At 68.9% G+C, this 15,867-nt stretch carries 19 protein-coding genes; 14 read left to right on the forward strand and 5 right to left on the reverse strand.

What is annotated here, in order from left to right; genetic code table 11:
• Window positions 1–16: 16 nt before the first annotated feature.
• Both IAE60_RS17890 and IAE60_RS17895 read right to left on the reverse strand, forming a co-directional pair.
• Window positions 17–1,180, reverse strand: coding sequence for an AI-2E family transporter (locus IAE60_RS17890; RefSeq protein ID WP_187573262.1), 1,164 nt, complete (start codon window positions 1,178–1,180; stop codon window positions 17–19).
• 14 nt (window positions 1,181–1,194) lie between these two features.
• On the reverse strand, window positions 1,195–2,277 hold the full coding sequence (locus IAE60_RS17895) for a DUF2066 domain-containing protein (protein WP_187573263.1): 1,083 nt from the start codon (window positions 2,275–2,277) through the stop codon (window positions 1,195–1,197).
• A 169-nt stretch (window positions 2,278–2,446) separates the two neighbouring features.
• On the opposite strand from IAE60_RS17895, the gene purM reads away from it, so the two are divergent.
• From purM to IAE60_RS17920, 5 genes are read left to right on the forward strand one after another with little or no spacing between them, the layout of a single operon-like run.
• Window positions 2,447–3,463, forward strand: a complete 1,017-nt coding sequence (gene purM / locus IAE60_RS17900; protein ID WP_187573264.1) for a phosphoribosylformylglycinamidine cyclo-ligase — start codon at window positions 2,447–2,449, stop codon at window positions 3,461–3,463.
• 7 nt (window positions 3,464–3,470) lie between these two features.
• A complete protein-coding gene (locus tag IAE60_RS17905; protein WP_187573265.1) occupies window positions 3,471–4,091 on the forward strand; it encodes a DUF2238 domain-containing protein in 621 nt (206 codons plus the stop codon).
• Window positions 4,088–4,741 (forward strand): phosphoribosylglycinamide formyltransferase, encoded by a 654-nt coding sequence (gene purN, locus IAE60_RS17910; protein WP_187573266.1) that lies wholly within the window; start codon window positions 4,088–4,090, stop codon window positions 4,739–4,741. Before IAE60_RS17905 ends, purN begins: the two co-directional genes overlap by 4 nt.
• Before the next feature lie 7 nt (window positions 4,742–4,748).
• Window positions 4,749–5,465 carry a DUF3108 domain-containing protein gene (locus IAE60_RS17915; RefSeq protein ID WP_187573267.1) on the forward strand — a complete coding sequence of 239 codons (717 nt, stop codon included), beginning with the start codon at window positions 4,749–4,751 and terminating at the stop codon, window positions 5,463–5,465.
• A 2-nt stretch (window positions 5,466–5,467) separates the two neighbouring features.
• Window positions 5,468–6,157, forward strand: a complete 690-nt coding sequence (locus tag IAE60_RS17920; RefSeq protein WP_187573268.1) for a DUF3108 domain-containing protein — start codon at window positions 5,468–5,470, stop codon at window positions 6,155–6,157.
• A gap of 47 nt (window positions 6,158–6,204) precedes the next feature.
• Here the strand turns inward: IAE60_RS17920 and IAE60_RS17925 are convergent, their stop codons facing one another.
• The 3 genes from IAE60_RS17925 to IAE60_RS17935 all read right to left on the reverse strand — a co-directional run bounded on the left by IAE60_RS17925 (window position 6,205) and on the right by IAE60_RS17935 (window position 8,115).
• Window positions 6,205–6,546 (reverse strand): EF-hand domain-containing protein, encoded by a 342-nt coding sequence (locus IAE60_RS17925; protein ID WP_244966608.1) that lies wholly within the window; start codon window positions 6,544–6,546, stop codon window positions 6,205–6,207.
• A complete protein-coding gene (murA, locus tag IAE60_RS17930) occupies window positions 6,543–7,814 on the reverse strand; it encodes a UDP-N-acetylglucosamine 1-carboxyvinyltransferase (RefSeq protein ID WP_187573269.1) in 1,272 nt (423 codons plus the stop codon). The genes IAE60_RS17925 and murA overlap by 4 nt, the downstream gene beginning before the upstream one ends.
• A 61-nt stretch (window positions 7,815–7,875) precedes the next feature.
• Entirely contained in the window at window positions 7,876–8,115 is a 240-nt protein-coding gene (locus IAE60_RS17935) for a BolA family protein (RefSeq protein WP_187573270.1), read from the reverse strand.
• 53 nt (window positions 8,116–8,168) lie between these two features.
• Between IAE60_RS17935 and IAE60_RS17940 the strand changes: the two genes are divergently transcribed.
• From IAE60_RS17940 to rapZ, 9 genes are all read left to right on the forward strand, one after another.
• Window positions 8,169–9,173 (forward strand): KpsF/GutQ family sugar-phosphate isomerase, encoded by a 1,005-nt coding sequence (locus tag IAE60_RS17940; protein ID WP_187573271.1) that lies wholly within the window; start codon window positions 8,169–8,171, stop codon window positions 9,171–9,173.
• A gap of 60 nt (window positions 9,174–9,233) precedes the next feature.
• Complete coding sequence (locus tag IAE60_RS17945) at window positions 9,234–9,779, forward strand: KdsC family phosphatase (RefSeq protein WP_187573272.1); 546 nt, start codon at window positions 9,234–9,236, stop codon at window positions 9,777–9,779.
• Window positions 9,776–10,339 carry an LPS export ABC transporter periplasmic protein LptC gene (gene lptC, locus IAE60_RS17950; RefSeq protein WP_187573273.1) on the forward strand — a complete coding sequence of 188 codons (564 nt, stop codon included), beginning with the start codon at window positions 9,776–9,778 and terminating at the stop codon, window positions 10,337–10,339. The genes IAE60_RS17945 and lptC overlap by 4 nt, the downstream gene beginning before the upstream one ends.
• A complete protein-coding gene (lptA, locus tag IAE60_RS17955; protein ID WP_187573274.1) occupies window positions 10,317–10,826 on the forward strand; it encodes a lipopolysaccharide transport periplasmic protein LptA in 510 nt (169 codons plus the stop codon). Before lptC ends, lptA begins: the two co-directional genes overlap by 23 nt.
• Complete coding sequence (gene lptB / locus IAE60_RS17960; protein WP_187573275.1) at window positions 10,826–11,545, forward strand: LPS export ABC transporter ATP-binding protein; 720 nt, start codon at window positions 10,826–10,828, stop codon at window positions 11,543–11,545. Before lptA ends, lptB begins: the two co-directional genes overlap by 1 nt.
• Window positions 11,546–11,590: 45 nt before the next feature.
• Window positions 11,591–13,069 (forward strand): RNA polymerase factor sigma-54, encoded by a 1,479-nt coding sequence (locus IAE60_RS17965; RefSeq protein ID WP_187573276.1) that lies wholly within the window; start codon window positions 11,591–11,593, stop codon window positions 13,067–13,069.
• Window positions 13,070–13,333: 264 nt separating this feature from the next.
• Entirely contained in the window at window positions 13,334–13,654 is a 321-nt protein-coding gene (gene hpf, locus IAE60_RS17970) for a ribosome hibernation-promoting factor, HPF/YfiA family (RefSeq protein WP_162110459.1), read from the forward strand.
• A gap of 179 nt (window positions 13,655–13,833) precedes the next feature.
• Window positions 13,834–14,784, forward strand: a complete 951-nt coding sequence (gene hprK / locus IAE60_RS17975; RefSeq protein ID WP_162110471.1) for an HPr(Ser) kinase/phosphatase — start codon at window positions 13,834–13,836, stop codon at window positions 14,782–14,784.
• Window positions 14,781–15,707, forward strand: a complete 927-nt coding sequence (rapZ, locus tag IAE60_RS17980; RefSeq protein WP_187573277.1) for an RNase adapter RapZ — start codon at window positions 14,781–14,783, stop codon at window positions 15,705–15,707. Before hprK ends, rapZ begins: the two co-directional genes overlap by 4 nt.
• Window positions 15,708–15,867: the final 160 nt, after the last annotated feature.

Genomic DNA, 15,867 nt, shown 5'->3' on the forward strand with positions numbered 1-15,867 from the left:
CCCGGAACGTCGCGGCTCACGGCGCCTCGTTTTCCCGCGTCGAGGCCTGCTCCACGCTACTCTTGTCGATGTACGAATCCAGCACGATGGACGGCCGGTCGCCGGCATACAGGCGGCTCTGGGTGTAGCGTTCGTGGGCGAAGCGCAGCAGCACGTTGGCGATCGCGGCCACCGGCAGCGCCAGCAGCATGCCAAGGAAGCCGAACAGCTGGCCGCCGGCCATGATGGCGAAGATCACCGCCACCGGATGCAGGCCGATGCGGTCGCCGACGATGCGCGGCGTCAGCACATAGCCTTCCAGCATCTGGCCCACCACGAACACGCCCATCACCATCGCCACCAGCGACCAGTCGCCGCCGGACTGCACCATCGCGGCGATCACGCCCAGCACGATGCCGGTGGCGGTGCCCAGATACGGCACGAAACTGATCAGGCCGGCGATGATGCCCACCAGCAGGCCCACCTTCAGGCCCACGACCGACAGGCCGATGGCATAGATCGCCCCCAGCGCCAGCATCACCAGGAACTGGCCGCGCAGGAAGGCGCCCAGCACCTCGTTGGATTCCAACGCCAGCCGGGTGACCGTGGCGATATGGTCGCGCGGCACCAGCGCGGCGATGCGTTCGACCAGCAGGTCCCAGTCGCGCAGGAAGTAGAAGGTCAGGATCGGCAACAGCACCAGGTTGGCGATCCACGCCATCACCGCGAAGCCGGAGCGCGAGAAATAGCCGAACAGCGTGGCCGCCACGCCACCGGCCTGCTGCCAGTGGCCGCGCACCCACTCGGTCAGCCGGTCCACGTCCAGCCAGGCGACCAGTTCCAGCCCGGTCCGCTGCTCCACCCACGGCAGCGCCGTCTGCATGAACCAGTCGCGGTATGCCGGCAGCGATTCGATCACCGTGACCACCTGCCGCTCGATCATCGGCACCAGGATCACCAGCGACAGCACCAGCAACAGCAGCATCAGGGTGAAGACCAGCACGACCGCGGTCGTGCGCGAGCGCCCCGACCGTTCCAGCCGGTCCACCCACGGGTCGCCCAGCCAGCCCAGCAGCGCCGCGCAGACGAAGGGCGTGAGCACGGGCGCCAGCAACCAGATCAGCCAACCCACGATCAGGGCGATCAGCAACCATTGCCAGCGACGGGCCAGCGTACCTGCCGGCGTGGAGGAGAGATCCATGCAGCGTCCTTGTGTCAGCGCATCTGGTAGACGGGCGGCTCGCCTTCGCCGCCGGTGAACGGCGCCGCGTCGCCCATCGTGCGGCGGAAACCGGCCAGGCCGGAAACGAGTTCGAGATCGAGCTCCAGGGTGTCGCCGCTGGCGCGCACCGGCGTGATGCGGCGGACCACGGCCATCTTCTGCAGGTGCCCGGTCAGGCGCAGGTAGTCGTCGGTGGTGCGGATACCGGTGAACAGCACCCGGTACGTGCCGGCGGGACCGGCGCTGCCGCGCTTGCCGTAGCGCTTCACCAGTGCGTCGGCGGTGCCGTCGGCGCCGGATGCCATCGCGCGGCGCGCGTCGGCATCGCTGACCGACCATTTCGCCAGCACCTTGCCGGCGTCGACGAATACCCAGTCGGCGGTCCAGCCGCCCTTGTTGCGGTACAGCTTGCCCACCAGTTGCATGGGCGGGCTGTAGCGCGCCGATGCGCGCGCCACCGCCGCCGTGTCCTGGCGCCAGATGGCGCCGACCAGCGCCTGCTCGGCGGCGCCGCCGGCCGGCAGGCCCAGGCTGTAGCCGCGTTCGATGGCGCGATTGAGCAGCGGCCGGGCGGCATTGGCGTGCTGCAACCCCATCAGGCGGGGCCCGCTGCCGTCGTTGATCGCCAGCCAGACCACCGGCTTGGGGCGGGGCTGCGGCCAGACCGGCAGGCCCAGCGCACCGGCCAGGCCGTTGACCTGATCTTCGTCGAAGCGCACCACCAGCGTGGTGCGGAACGTCGGCGCGCCGGTCGGCGACGTGCCCTGGTCCTGGCGGTAGTCGTAACCCTCCACGTAATCCCGGGCGTTGCGCAGTTCGGCGCCCACGCCCGGGCGCGACATCGCCGAACGGTCACCGCTGAGCTTGGCCAGCACGCTGCCCAGCGCGCGCGCGAAGCCGCCCTGGCGCTCCTCCTCGCCCTGCCCGTTCACCGGGACTTCCGCCTGGTACAGGCCGCGCGCGGAGACCGCATCGCCCTCCGTGCGCAGGCCGGACTGCGCCAGCGCGGCGGTGCTCATGGTCAAGGTCGCCAGCAGCAGGGCGGCGGCGAGGGCGATAGCGGAAGTGCGGCGCATCAAGCGTCCTTGGACTCGACAGACCCCTCGAATTGTTGCGCGAATGGGCCCTGCCCGCCAACGTCACCCGTTCAGGACGGCCGCGCGCGCACCCGATTCCTTTAAAATCCCACCTCTCGCCCACCGACGACCGCCCGTGACCCAACCGACGCCCCCTGCCTCCACCCCGATGACCTATCGCGACGCGGGTGTCGACATCGACGCCGGCAACGAGCTGGTCGAGCGCATCAAGCCGCTGGTCAAGCGCAGCTTCCGGCCGGAGGTGATGGGCGGTCTGGGCGGCTTCGGCGCCCTGTTCGACCTGTCCGGCAAGTACCGCGAGCCGGTGCTGGTCTCGGGCACCGACGGCGTGGGCACCAAGCTGAAGCTGGCGCAGCAGTTGGGCCGCCACGACACCATCGGCATCGACCTGGTCGCCATGTGCGTGAACGACGTGCTGGTGCAGGGCGCCGAGCCGCTGTTCTTCCTCGACTACTTCGCCACCGGCAAGCTCGATGTCGATACCACGGTCGCCGTGGTCGGCGGCATCGCCCGGGGCTGCGAGCTCTCCGGCTGCGCGCTGATCGGCGGCGAGACCGCCGAGATGCCCGACATGTACGGCCCGGGCGAATACGACCTGGCCGGCTTCTGCGTGGCCGCGGTGGAGAAGTCGCGCCTGCTGGATGGCGCCAAGGTGCGCGCCGGCGACGTGCTCATCGGCATCGCGTCCAGCGGTCCGCATTCCAACGGCTATTCGCTGGTGCGGCGCATCTACGACCGCGCCGGACGGCCCGCCGACCTGGACGTGGGCGGCGTGAAACTGGCCGATGCGCTGATGGCGCCGACCACGCTCTACGTGAAGCCGATCCTGGAGCTGCTGCAGGCGCACGACCTGCACGGTATGGCGCACATCACCGGCGGCGGACTGACCGAGAACATCATCCGCGTCATACCCGATGGGCTGGGCCTGGAGATCGACGCCAGCGCCTGGACGCTGCCGCCGGTGTTCGACTGGCTGCAGCGCGAAGGCGCGGTGGAAAACACCGAGATGTGGCGCACCTTCAACTGCGGCATCGGCTTCGTGCTGGTGGTGGCACCCGACCAGCTGGCCGCCGTGCAGGCCGACCTGGCACGCCTGCAACTGGCGCACTGGCAGATCGGCGAAGTCGTCACCGCCGCGGGCGGCGAACGCGTCCGCATCGGCTGATCGCGGCATGCCGCGCAGCAAGGCGATCGCCTTCGGGCTGACGCTGGCAGTGTTTGCCGCCAGCTGGATCGCGCCGCGCTGGCCGCTGGAACAGGGCATGCACAGCAGCCTGACGGTCGTGGGCCTGGGCTGGCTGTGGTGGCACGACCGCCGTTGGCCGCTGCGTCCGACGCACTTCGCGCTGATCTGCGCCTTCATCGTCGCGCACTGCATCGGCGCACGCTGGCTGTATTCCTACGTGCCCTACGACGCCTGGCTGCAGACTGCCACCGGCTGGTCGCCGGCGCAGGCGTTCGGCTGGCACCGCAATCACTTCGACCGCTTCATCCACCTGATCTACGGGCTGTGCTTCACGCCCGCCGTGTGGCACTGGTTGCGCCAGCGCTGGCCGTCGCTGTCGGTGGGACATGCCTTCACCGTGACGGTGATGCTGATCATGTGCACGAGCCTGCTGTACGAGTGGCTGGAATGGGGTATCGCGCTGACCATGTCGCCCGAGGCCGCCGAGTCCTACAACGGCCAGCAGGGCGATGTGTGGGATGCGCATGCGGACATGCTGCTGGCCACCCTCGGCGCCCTGCTGGTGTGGCCCCTGGCGCGTGCCGAGCGCCGCGGAACGCCCGCATGACCGCGCGCCTCGCCGTGCTGGCCTCGGGCAGGGGCAGCAACCTGCAGGCGATCCTGCACGCCATCGAGGCGGGCACGCTGAAGGCCGACGTGGTGGGGGTGTTCTCGGACAGGCCGGCCGCACCCGCCCTGCAGCAGGTCCCGCCTGAAAAGCGCTGGAGCGCGCGGCCCGCCGCCTTTTCCGAGCGCGCCGCCTATGAGGCTGCACTCGCGGACGCGGTGGCCGCCACCCGCCCCGACTGGGTGGTGTGCGCGGGGTACATGCGCATCCTGGGGGATGCGTTCATCGCCCGGTTCCGCGGGCGCCTGCTGAATATCCATCCTTCGTTGCTGCCGAAGTATCGCGGCCTGCACACCCACGCCCGCGCGCTGGAGGCCGGCGACCGCGAGCACGGGGCCAGCGTCCACTTCGTCATTCCTGAACTGGACGCGGGCACCGTGGTGGCTCAGGTCCGGGTGCCCGTCCTGGCCGGCGACAACCCCGAGACACTGGCGGCGCGGCTGCTTCCGCGCGAGCACGCGCTGCTGGTGGCCGTCCTGCAGCTGGCGGCGTCGGGTGTGCTGGCTGAACAGGGCGACATCACGCTCTGTCACGGTCAGCCGCTATTAAATCCCCTGTGCCTAGATTCAGCCGACCGATTGGTTTCCTGATCCCCCGATGCTCTCCCCCCTCCATCCCCTGCTGCTCGGCCTGGCTCTGGCCGGTTCCGCTGCGCCCACCCGGGCGCTGGAACCGTTCGTGGCCAGCTACCAGGCCTACAACGAGGGCAAGTTGGCCGGCAACGCCAGCATGAAGGTGACGCCGCGGGCGGGCGACCAGTGGCAGATCGACCTGAACGTAAAGGGCACGCGCGGCTTCGCGCGCCTGGCGGGACTGAACATCGAGCAGAGCACGGTGTTCGACACCCGCGACGGGCAGTTCCGTCCGCTCAGCCAGGCCACCGTCCGTCACGCCTTGCTGATGGGCAAGAAGATGGTCGGCACCTACGACTGGAAAAGCGGCACCGCCCAGTGGCAGGGCGACATCAAGAAGAACCGTCGGGCACCGTTGCCGCTGCAGGCCGGCGACATGAGCGCCCTGCTGATGAATCTGGCAGTGATCCGCGACGCCGCGCCCGGCAGGCAACTGACCTACCGCGTGGTGGACAACGGCCGCGTGCGCGAGTACCAGTACGTGGTCTCGCCCGAGCCGGAAACCGTGTCGGTCGAGGACCTGAGCTACAGCGCCCTGCGCGTGAGCCGGTCCAATGGCGGCAACCACGAGACCATTTTCTGGGTCGCCGATGGCGTACCCACCCCCGTGCGCATCCTGCAGCGGGAAGACGGCCAGGACGGCGTGGATCTGCGCCTGGTCGAATATAAGGGAGTACCGTGAACATGCTGAAGAACACGCTTGCCATGCCCCGCGCGCTGCTGGCCTCCGCCCTGCTGGCCGCCGCCAGCGCACCCGCGCTGGCCGTCGAAGCCTTCACCGCCCAGTACAACGCCAGTGCACTGGGCATGGTGGGCGAAGGCCAGATGTCCGTCTCGCCGCAGCCCGGCAACCGCTGGCAGTACACGCTGAGCGTGCGCAACCAGGCCGTGGATCTCAGCCAGAAGACCGTGTTCGATGTGCAGGATGGACGCATGCGCCCGCTCAGCAGTAGCGACACGTCGCGCCTGCTGATCAAGAAGAAGAACGTCAACACGGTCTACGACTGGTCGAAGGCCCAGGCCACGTGGAGCGGCGACGTGAAGCCCGATCGCGCCGGCCCGGTTAAGCTGGCGGCCGGCGACATGGATGCGCTGCTGGTCAACCTGGCCATCGTGCGCGACGTGGCCGCAGGCAAGCCGCTGACCTACCGCATGGTCGAGAACGGCCGCGCCAAACCCATGACCTACCAGGTGGCGGGCAAGGAGCGCATCACGGTCGCGGGAAAGCCGCAGGAGGCCACCAAGGTCGTGCGCACCGACGGCGACAAGCAGACCATCGTCTGGGTGGTGGCCGATGCCCCGGTGCCGGCGCGCATCCTGCAGCGCGAAAAGGGCCAGGACACCATCGACCTGACGCTGAAATCCTGGCGCTGAATCATCCCGGCGCCGCAATGGAAAAGCCCGGCAGTGCCGGGCTTTTCTTATTCCTTGGCCGGCGCTGCCTCGACCTGGAACACGGTCTTGCAGTCCATCCTGATCGTGCCCGCGCCGCTTCGCCACGCGAAGGTGTTGCACTGGCGCGGGCCGTCCTGCTTCTGTTCGACCACGACCGAGAAGACCGCCTGCGCGATCTCGCCCTGCGTCACCGTCCCGTCGCCGTTCCAGTCCATGTCCTGGGTGGTGATGCCGTGGGTGGCGGCGGCGCCGGTGTAGTGCAGCCAGGCGACCAGCCCCAGCAGCGCGACGACGATGCCGAGCAGGATCTTGCGCCGCAACGGGAACCGCGAACGGATGCCGGACAGCTTGGGGTCGTGCCGGCTCACGACACGCGCCTGATCTGCGCGCCCAGGCCGCCCAGCTTCTCCTCGATGTTCTCGTAGCCGCGGTCCAAGTGGTAGATGCGGTCGATGGTGGTCTCGCCCTCGGCCACCAGGCCGGCCAGGATCAGCGAGGCGGAGGCACGCAGGTCGGTCGCCATCACCGGCGCGCCGCCCAGACGCTCCACGCCGCGCACGATGGCCGTATGGCCTTCGACGCGGATGTCCGCGCCCAGGCGCAGCAGTTCGTTGACGTGCATGAAGCGGTTTTCGAAGATCGTCTCGTTGATCACGCCGACGCCATCGGCCACGCAGTTCAACGCCATGAACTGCGCCTGCATGTCGGTGGGGAACGCCGGGTACGGCGCGGTCGTCAGGCTGACCGCCTTCGGACGCTTGCCCTGCATGTCCAGGGTGATGCTGTCGGCGGTGGTCTCGATCTTCGCGCCGGCTTCGGTGAGCTTGTCGAGCACGGCTTCCAGCGTGTCGGGGCGCGCGTTGCGCGCGGTGACCTTGCCCCCCGTCATCGCCGCGGCGACCAGGAAGGTGCCCGTCTCGATGCGATCCGGCACCACCGAGTGGCGTCCGCCGCCCAGACGCTCGACGCCGTGGATGACGATGCGCGACGTACCGGCGCCTTCGATCTTCGCGCCCAGCGCGTTGAGGCATTCGGCCAGGTCGGTGACTTCCGGCTCCATCGCGGCGTTTTCCAGCACCGTGGTGCCTTCGGCCAGTGTGGCCGCCGCCATGACGTTCTCGGTACCGGTGACGGTAACCATGTCGAACACGAAGCGCGCGCCCTTCAGGCGCGCCGCGCGCGCCTTGATGTAGCCGTTCTCCACGGTGATCTCGGCCCCCAGCGCCTGCAGGCCCTTGATGTGCTGGTCGACAGGGCGCGAACCGATCGCGCAACCGCCCGGCAGCGACACCACCGCCGCGCCGTGGCGCGCGACCAGCGGACCGAGCACTAGGATGGACGCGCGCATCGTCTTCACCAGCTCGTACGGCGCGACGAAGCGGCTGACCGTGGTGGGATCGACGGTGATGCCGCGCCCCTTCGCCAGCGTGCCCTCGTCGATGGTGATGCCGGCGCCCAGCTCGCCCAGCAGCTTCACGGTGGTCACCACGTCGTGCAGGTGCGGCACGTTGGTGATCTCCACCGGCGCATCCGCCAGCAGGGTCGCGCACAGGATGGGCAACACGGCGTTCTTGGCGCCGGAAATGGTGACTTCGCCGTTGAGCGTGTTGCCACCAGTGACGATGATCTTCTGCATGGAGGTCCGGAAGGGAATGCGGGTTGGAGTGCGGTACGACGTGGATCGGTGGCGTCGCGCCTCAGCGGGCGGCGCCGGACTCGTCGGGCGTTACGGTCTTGAGCTGTAGCGCATGGATCGCGCCGCCCATCAGGTCGCCCAGCGTGGCGTAGACCATGCGGTGGCGGGCCAGCGGCAGCTTGCCGCGGAAGGCCTCGGCCACCACCGTGGCCTCGAAGTGCACGCCGTCATCGCCCTGCACGTCCGCGCGGGCGCCCGGCAGGCCGGATTCGATCAGTTTACGGATGGTTTCGGCGTCCAACGGGCTTTCCTAATAAAATACCCGGCCATTCTACCCGTCGGCGCCCCGCCCGCATGCCCCAGCCCTCCCCCCTGACCCCGTCCGTCTCGCCTGCCAGCCTGGCGGCCAGCGGCCGTCGGGTCATCGAGATCGAGGCGCGTGCGCTGGACGCGCTGGCCGCCCGCATCGACGGTTCGTTCTCGGCCGCCTGCCAGGCCATCCTTGCCGGCCGGGGCCGCGTGGTCTGCACCGGCATGGGCAAGTCCGGCCATGTGGCGCGCAAGATCGCGGCGACGCTGGCCTCGACGGGCACGCCCGCCTTCTACGTCCATCCGGGGGAAGCCGGCCACGGCGACCTGGGCATGATCACCGATGCGGACGTCGTGCTGGCGCTGTCGTACTCGGGCGAGTCGGACGAAGTGCTGATGCTGCTGCCGGTGCTCAAGCGCCAGGGCAATACCGTCATCGCCATGACCGGCCGCCCGCAGTCCACGCTGGCGCGCGAAAGCGACCTCCACCTGGATGTCAGCGTCCCGGCCGAAGCGTGCCCGCTCGACCTGGCGCCCACCAGCAGCACCACCGCCTCGCTGGCGATGGGGGATGCGCTGGCCGTGGCGCTGCTGGACGCCCGCGGCTTCACTGCCGACGATTTCGCCCGCTCGCACCCCGCCGGCAGCCTTGGGCGCCGCCTGCTGCTGCACATCACCGACGTGATGCACGCCGGCGACGACGTGCCGCGCGTGGACGTGGGCGCGACCCTCAGCCAGGCCCTGGTCGAGATGAGCCGCAAGCGCCTTGGCATGACCGCCATCGTCGATGGCGACGGTCGCCTGGCCGGTCTTTTTACCGACGGCGACCTGCGCCGCACGCTGGACAATCCGGCGCTGGACGTGCGCACGGCACGCATCGCCGACGTGATGACGCGCCAGCCGAAGACCATCGGCGCCGACCAACTGGCCGTGGAGGCCGCGCGCCTGATGGAAACCCACAAGATCAGCGGCCTGATCGTGGTCGACGATGAACAGCGCCCCGTCGGCGCCCTCAACATTCACGACCTGTTGCGTGCCCGCGTGGTGTAACCGCGGGGCTTGCCGCCTCATGCCCTTGCCGTCCCTCCTTCCGCCACCCATCCTGTCCCCATGCCCCTGAGCCACCTCCACGACCTGACCGACGACGTGCTGGCCCGTGCCGCGCGCATCCGGCTGGCGTGCTTCGACGTGGACGGCACGCTCACCGACGGGCGCCTCTACCTGGACAGCGAAGGGCGCGAACAGAAGACCTTCCACGTGCAGGACGGCCAGGGCCTGGTGCTGCTGAAGCGCGCCGGCATCGAGGTAGCCTTCATCACCGCGCGTGGCGGCACCGTGGCGGTGGCGCGCGGCCGCGAGCTGGGGGTACAGGTGTTCACCGGCGTCAAGGACAAGCTGGCCAGGGTGCGCGAACTGGGCGCCGGCCTGGGCTTGGGCATGGAGCAGGTGGCCTTCATGGGCGACGACCTGCCGGATGTCCCTGCGTTCCGTGAAGTAGGGCTGGCGATCGCCCCTGCCGACGCCCACCCCTGGACGGCGCAGTACGCGCACTGGCGTACGCGTCGGCGTGGCGGCCAGGGCGCCGCTCGCGAGGCCTGCGACCTGCTGCTGGGGACGCAGGGCCACGCCCCCCTCTTCGAAGGCGGTACCGCATGAGCTGGCGCACCACGCTGGGCCTTGTGCTGCTGCTGGCGGCCATCCTGAGCGGCTGGTCGGCCTGGAAGAATCGCGACGTGTCTGCGCCCGGCCGAGTCGTCGTCGACCGCTCCGACTACGTGATGCGCGATTTCGAGATGATCGCCCTCAACGGTGACGGCCGGGAGGCGGTGGCCGTACGCGCGCCCCTGATGGAACGCAATCCCCAGGACCAGACCTACACCATCACCACCCCGCTGTTCCTGCTGCCGGAAGAGGCGGGCCGCTCGTGGGAGCTGCGCTCCAGGACCGGCTGGCTCAGCGCCAAGGGCGAAGAACTGAGGCTGCAGGGCGATGTGCATGGCACGTCCCCCGCCGGCGGCGCGCGCAAGGCGGATTTCCGTACGCAGACGCTGAACGTCTTCCCCGACCGCGACCTGGCCATGACCGACGACGTGGTGACGGTCACCCAGCCCGGCTCTAGACTCAGCGGGCGCGGTTTTGAGGCCAACCTCAAGACCAAGGACTACCAATTCAAATCCCAGGTGAGATCCATCTATGAACCGCGCTCTGCTCGCTAGTGCCGCGCTGCTGCTCCTGCTGCCCGTTGCGGACGTTGTGGCCAAGTCCTCCGACCGCAACCAGGCCATGACCATCGACTCCGGCAGCCAGTCCGGCAACATGGAAGGCAACGGCAAGACCGTGCTCGGTGGCGGCGTGGTGGTCACCCAGGGCACGCTGGAGATCCGCTCGGCGGCCGCCGAGATCTACATGGCCGACGGCGAGGTCTCGCGCTCGGTCTTCACCGGCAAACAGGTGAAGATGAAGCAGCAGATGGACGACGGCACCTGGATGGATGCGCAGGCCGACCGCGTCGAATACGACATGAAGACCGAGACCATCACCTTCATCGGCAACTACACGGTCAAGTCCGATCGCGGCTCCAACAGCGGCCAGCGCATGGTCTACAACACCAAGAGCGGGAACATGCAGAGCGGCGGCGACGGCACCCGCGTGCGCACCGTCATCCAGCCCAAGTCGGCGCAACCCGCGCAGGGCAAGAACTGATGTTGACCGCCAAGGGCCTGCGCAAGCGCTACAAGCAGCGCGAAGTCGTCGCCGACTTCGGCCTGACCCTGCAGCCGGGCGAAGTGGTCGGCCTGCTGGGCCCGAACGGCGCCGGCAAGACCACCTGCTTCTACATGATCGTCGGCCTGGTGGCCGCGGACGCCGGCACGATCGAACTGGACGGCCAGGACATCACCGCCCAGCCCATGTACCAGCGCGCCAAGCTCGGTGTGGGTTACCTGCCGCAGGAGCCCTCCGTGTTCCGCAAGCTCAGCGTGGCCGACAACATCCGCCTGGTGCTGGAACTGCGCGAGGACCTGGATGCGGCCGGCATCGACCGCGAACTGGCCTCGCTGCTGGACGAACTGCAGGTCACCCATGTCGCCGACCAGCTGGGTGCCAGCCTGTCCGGCGGCGAGCGCCGGCGCGTGGAGATCGCCCGCGCCCTCGCCGCCCGCCCACGCCTGATGCTGCTGGACGAGCCCTTCGCCGGCGTCGACCCAATCTCGGTAGGCGAAATCCAGCGCATCGTGAAACACCTCAAGAACCGCGGCATCGGCGTGTTGATCACCGACCACAACGTGCGCGAAACCTTGGGAATCTGCGACCGGGCGTATATCCTCAATGCCGGTAGCGTTCTGGCGCAGGGGGCCCCGGACGCGTTGCTGGCCAATCCGGACGTACGACGGGTCTATCTGGGCGAAACCTTCCGCCTGTGATCCCCGCCGGCGGCATTGGCCGCCTACGGGTTTCCAAGGTCGGGAATGAAGCCACGCCTGCAGACATCGCTGGGACAGCATCTGGTCATGACGCCGCAGCTGCGTCAGGCCATCCGACTGCTGCAGATGTCCACCGCCGAACTCGAGATCGAGCTGACCGAGGCGGTGGAAACCAACCCCCTGCTGGACTGGAGCGAACCCGGCGAGGATGCGGGCCCGCCGCGCGGTGCCGACGACGCGCCCCCTCCGGGAGAAGACCCGCGTGACGAGCGCGCACAGGCCCAGGACGAACAGGACCACGAACAGGACCACGAACGGGTAGCCGCCGGCGAGCCCGACGACTGGTCGCCGGACGAAGGGCCCTGGACATCGTCCGGCGGCGGAGGCTCGTTCGACGACGACGACGGCGGCAGCCCCGCCGAGCGCGTGGCCGAAGCCGATACGCTGCACGGCCACCTGCTGTGGCAGCTGCACCTGTCGCACCTCTCCGCGCGCGACCGCCGCATCGGCGCCGCACTGATCGATGCGCTGGAAGACGACGGCTACCTGCGCGAACCCCTGTCCGGGATCGCCCAGACCCTGCGGCCGGAGATCGAGGCCGCGGAAGAGGACATCCTTGTCGTGCTGCACCAGGTGCAGCGCTTCGACCCCGTCGGCGTGGCCGCCCGCTCGCTGGGCGAGTGCCTGCAGCTGCAGTTGTCGGTGCTCGGCGACGACACGCCGGGCAAGGCGCTGGCGCTGACGATCGCCGAGACCGCACTGGAGCGCCTGCCGCGCAGCGGCGTGGCCGGCATCGCCCAGGAACTGAAGCGCCCCCTCGCCGAGGTGGAAGAAGCGGTGCACCTATTGCGCACCCTGGACCCCAAGCCCGGCGCGCAGATCGGCGACCTGTCGCACGACACCTACGTGGTGCCGGACTGCGTGGTGTGGCGCCAGCGCGGCGTGTGGCGCGCAGCACTGGCCGGCAACACCCTGCCGCGCATCACCATCCACCGCGGCTACGAGCAGATGATCCGGCAGTGCGGCGACAGCGATGCCGGCTACCTGAAGGCGCAGCTGCAGGAAGCGCGCTGGCTGCTCAAGAGCGTCGAGGCGCGGGGTGAGACGCTGCTCAAGGTGATGCGCTGCCTGCTGCACCAGCAGGCCGGGTTCCTCGAGTTCGGCGAACAGGCGCTGCGTCCGCTCACGCTGCGCGATGTCGCCGAACAGGTCGGCCTGCACGAATCGACGGTCTCGCGCGCCATCGCGCGCAAGTACGTCAGGACCCCGCGAGGCACCCTGCCCATGCGCGCCTTCTTCGCGTCCGGCATCGACACCGACGGGGGCGGCGAAGCCTCCAGCACCGCCATCCAGGCGATGATCCGGCGCCTGGTCGAGAACGAGAACCCGCGCAAGCCGCTGTCCGACGCGAAGCTGGCCGAGCTGCTGAAGGCCTCCGGCATCCCGGTGGCGCGGCGCACGGTGGCCAAGTACCGCGAGGCGCTGAACATCCTGTCTTCGCACGAACGCCTGCGCATCGCCTGAGCCTCGCGCCGTTTCGCGAGACCAAGCGTGACCGCGTTCCACACGCGCAGAACGTTTTCCTAACACCTCGACGCGACCGCAAAAAAAGCGCATGCGTACGGGTTGATAGTTGCCGCGGACGGGTCCATCTTTGTCCTGCAGGCACCCGCCTGCCATCGCCACCGGCACTAAGGAGCACTGCGGAACCCAGACCCCTGCCGCGTTGTCATTGCTGACACGCTTTCCGCGCCCCGTGCGCGGTTCTACCGACCGAAGGAGGCACACATGCGTATCGAGACTTACGGCCACGAAATCGAAGTCACTCCCGCCCTGCGTGAATACGTCGAGACCAAACTGAAGCGGCTGGAGCGCCACTTCGAACAACCCTTCGAAGTCCGTACGCAACTGGGTACCCGCAAGCCCGACTACCTGGCCGAAGCCACGGTCAACATCGCCGGTCGCACCCTGCATGCCGATGCCGGCGCGCAGACCATGTATGCCGCCATCGACATCCTCGCCGACAAGCTGGACCGCCTGCTGGTCAAGCACAAGGAAAAGCGCACCGACGTGCAGCGCGCAGGCGCGCGCAGCGAACTGATCGGCTGACCACCGCGCCGGGTGATGCCCCGGCAGGCCGCTCCGCACTGCGGGGCGGCCCCCACGTCCTGTCCCGACGCCGCGCGCGATCAGGCTCCGCGCGGTCGCGCGGTCGCGAACGGGCCATTACACTGGCATACGCCGCCTTCCGGGCCGGCATCTCCCTTTCCGCCGGCTGCTTCCGCATGATGAATACCAGCATCACCGCCCGTGAACTGTTCGACCAGCAGAAGGACAAGCTGGCCCTGCGCTGGCTGGCGGGACAGAAGGGCGACAAGCGCGTGCTGGAATCCGGCGACACCGTGTCGCGGCGCCCGTCGCTGGCCGGTTACCTCAATGCCGTCTACCCCAACAAGGTGCAGATCCTCGGCACCGAGGAACTGACCTGGCTCGACTCGCTGGATTCCCGCCAGCGCTGGGAAACCATCGAGAAGATCGTGCAGGCCAGGCCGCTGGCGCTGGTGATCAGCAAGAACCAGTCGTGCCCCGAGGACCTGCGCGAGGCCGCCAACGAGAACGACACGCCGCTGTGGGTGTCGCCCAAGCGCGGTCATGAACTGCTCAACCACCTCTCCTACCACCTCGCGCGCACGCTGGCGCCACGGGTGACGTTGCACGGCGTCTTCATGGAGATCTACTCCATCGGCGTGCTGATCACCGGCGAGGCCGGATCCGGCAAGAGCGAACTGGCGCTGGAACTGCTAAGCCGCGGCCATCGGCTGGTGGCCGACGATGCGCCCGAGTTCACCCAGATCGCGCCGGACGTGCTGGACGGCACCTGCCCCGAACTGCTCCAGGACCTGCTGGAGGTGCGCGGCCTGGGCGTGCTGAACGTGCGCGAGATGTTCGGCGACACCGCCGTGAAGAAGAACAAGTACCTGCGCCTGATCGTCCACCTGACCCGGCCGATGACCGAACCCAACCCGCACGGCTACGAACGGCTGACCGGCGATTCAGGCACCCGCCACGTGCTGGACCTGGACGTGCCGCTGATCACCCTGCCGGTGATGCCCGGCCGCAACCTGGCCGTGCTGACCGAAGCCGCCACGCGGCTGCACATCCTGCGCACCAAGGGCATCGATCCGGCCGCGATGTTCATCGCACGCCACAGCAACCTGCTCGAGCGCAGCACGCCATGACCGATCCGGCTACCCCGCAGGTCGCAGACGAGGACAACGGCACGCCGCCCCCGCCCGCGCCCACGCCCACGGTCGTCATCGTCAGCGGCCTGTCCGGATCGGGCAAGTCGGTGGCGCTGAAGACCTTCGAGGACCTGGACTACTACTGCGTCGACAACCTGCCGGTGGACCTACTGCCCTCGTTCGTGCGCAGCCTGGTGCGCGAGGACGAACTGCCGCCCAAGATCGCCGTGGGCATCGACGTGCGCAGCCGCCACAACGACCTGTCCAAACTGGCGCAGTGGCGCGCGGCGCTGAGCCAGCTGGGGCTCGAAGGCCGGCTGGTCTTCTTCGACGCCAGCGACGAGGTATTGCTGCGGCGCTATTCCGACACTCGCCGGCGCCACCCGCTGGGGCATGGCGGGCTGTCGCTGCAGGAAGCCATCCGCCAGGAGCGCGCCATCATCGCGCCGCTGCGCGCGGAAGCCGACATCGTCATCGACACCTCCCAGCTCAACGTGCACCAGCTGCGGCGCCGGATCATCGCCGAGTTCGCCTTCAACAAGGGCACCCAGCTGTCGCTGCTGTTCGAGTCCTTCGCCTACAAGCGCGGCGTCCCGGCCGACGCCGACTTCGTGTTCGACGCGCGGGTGCTGCCCAACCCGCACTGGAACCCGGAGCTGCGCCCCTACGCCGGCCGCGACCCGAAGGTGCGCGCGTTCCTCGACGCCCAACCGGAGGTCGCCGAGTACGTCGGCCAGGTCAGCGGCTTCCTGGACACCTGGCTGCCGCGCCTGCGCGGCGAGACCCGCAGTTACGTGACCATCGCCTTCGGCTGCACCGGTGGCAAGCACCGCTCGGTGTACCTGGCGGAAACCCTGGCCCGGCACGCGCGCGACCAGGGTTGGGAAGAAGTCGCCACCTTCCACCGCGAACTGGATTGACCCCCGGTGTCGTGCAGCCGGGCTTGACCGGCTCACGATTCCCGACTCGGGCAGCAGAGCTGCCGAGCAAGCTCCGCTCCACGGGGCCTGGCGGGACGGCAGACCATCCTTACCGTTCCAATCACGCCGCTTCCAGCGCGTCATGCCGGTCTGTTAACGT

The organism is Pseudoxanthomonas mexicana, from assembly GCF_014397415.1.
GTDB lineage: Bacteria > Pseudomonadota > Gammaproteobacteria > Xanthomonadales > Xanthomonadaceae > Pseudoxanthomonas_A > Pseudoxanthomonas_A mexicana.

Coding starts and splice junctions, on each gene's coding strand:
- IAE60_RS17890 (WP_187573262.1), bottom strand. CDS start 1,180: ATGGATCTCTCCTCCACGCCGGCAGGTACGCTGGCCCGTCGCTGGCAA.
- IAE60_RS17895 (WP_187573263.1), bottom strand. CDS start 2,277: ATGCGCCGCACTTCCGCTATCGCCCTCGCCGCCGCCCTGCTGCTGGCG.
- purM (WP_187573264.1), top strand. CDS start 2,447: ATGACCTATCGCGACGCGGGTGTCGACATCGACGCCGGCAACGAGCTG.
- IAE60_RS17905 (WP_187573265.1), top strand. CDS start 3,471: ATGCCGCGCAGCAAGGCGATCGCCTTCGGGCTGACGCTGGCAGTGTTT.
- purN (WP_187573266.1), top strand. CDS start 4,088: ATGACCGCGCGCCTCGCCGTGCTGGCCTCGGGCAGGGGCAGCAACCTG.
- IAE60_RS17915 (WP_187573267.1), top strand. CDS start 4,749: ATGCTCTCCCCCCTCCATCCCCTGCTGCTCGGCCTGGCTCTGGCCGGT.
- IAE60_RS17920 (WP_187573268.1), top strand. CDS start 5,468: ATGCTGAAGAACACGCTTGCCATGCCCCGCGCGCTGCTGGCCTCCGCC.
- murA (WP_187573269.1), bottom strand. CDS start 7,814: ATGCAGAAGATCATCGTCACTGGTGGCAACACGCTCAACGGCGAAGTC.
- IAE60_RS17940 (WP_187573271.1), top strand. CDS start 8,169: ATGCCCCAGCCCTCCCCCCTGACCCCGTCCGTCTCGCCTGCCAGCCTG.
- IAE60_RS17945 (WP_187573272.1), top strand. CDS start 9,234: ATGCCCCTGAGCCACCTCCACGACCTGACCGACGACGTGCTGGCCCGT.
- lptC (WP_187573273.1), top strand. CDS start 9,776: ATGAGCTGGCGCACCACGCTGGGCCTTGTGCTGCTGCTGGCGGCCATC.
- lptA (WP_187573274.1), top strand. CDS start 10,317: ATGAACCGCGCTCTGCTCGCTAGTGCCGCGCTGCTGCTCCTGCTGCCC.
- lptB (WP_187573275.1), top strand. CDS start 10,826: ATGTTGACCGCCAAGGGCCTGCGCAAGCGCTACAAGCAGCGCGAAGTC.
- IAE60_RS17965 (WP_187573276.1), top strand. CDS start 11,591: ATGAAGCCACGCCTGCAGACATCGCTGGGACAGCATCTGGTCATGACG.
- hpf (WP_162110459.1), top strand. CDS start 13,334: ATGCGTATCGAGACTTACGGCCACGAAATCGAAGTCACTCCCGCCCTG.
- hprK (WP_162110471.1), top strand. CDS start 13,834: ATGAATACCAGCATCACCGCCCGTGAACTGTTCGACCAGCAGAAGGAC.
- rapZ (WP_187573277.1), top strand. CDS start 14,781: ATGACCGATCCGGCTACCCCGCAGGTCGCAGACGAGGACAACGGCACG.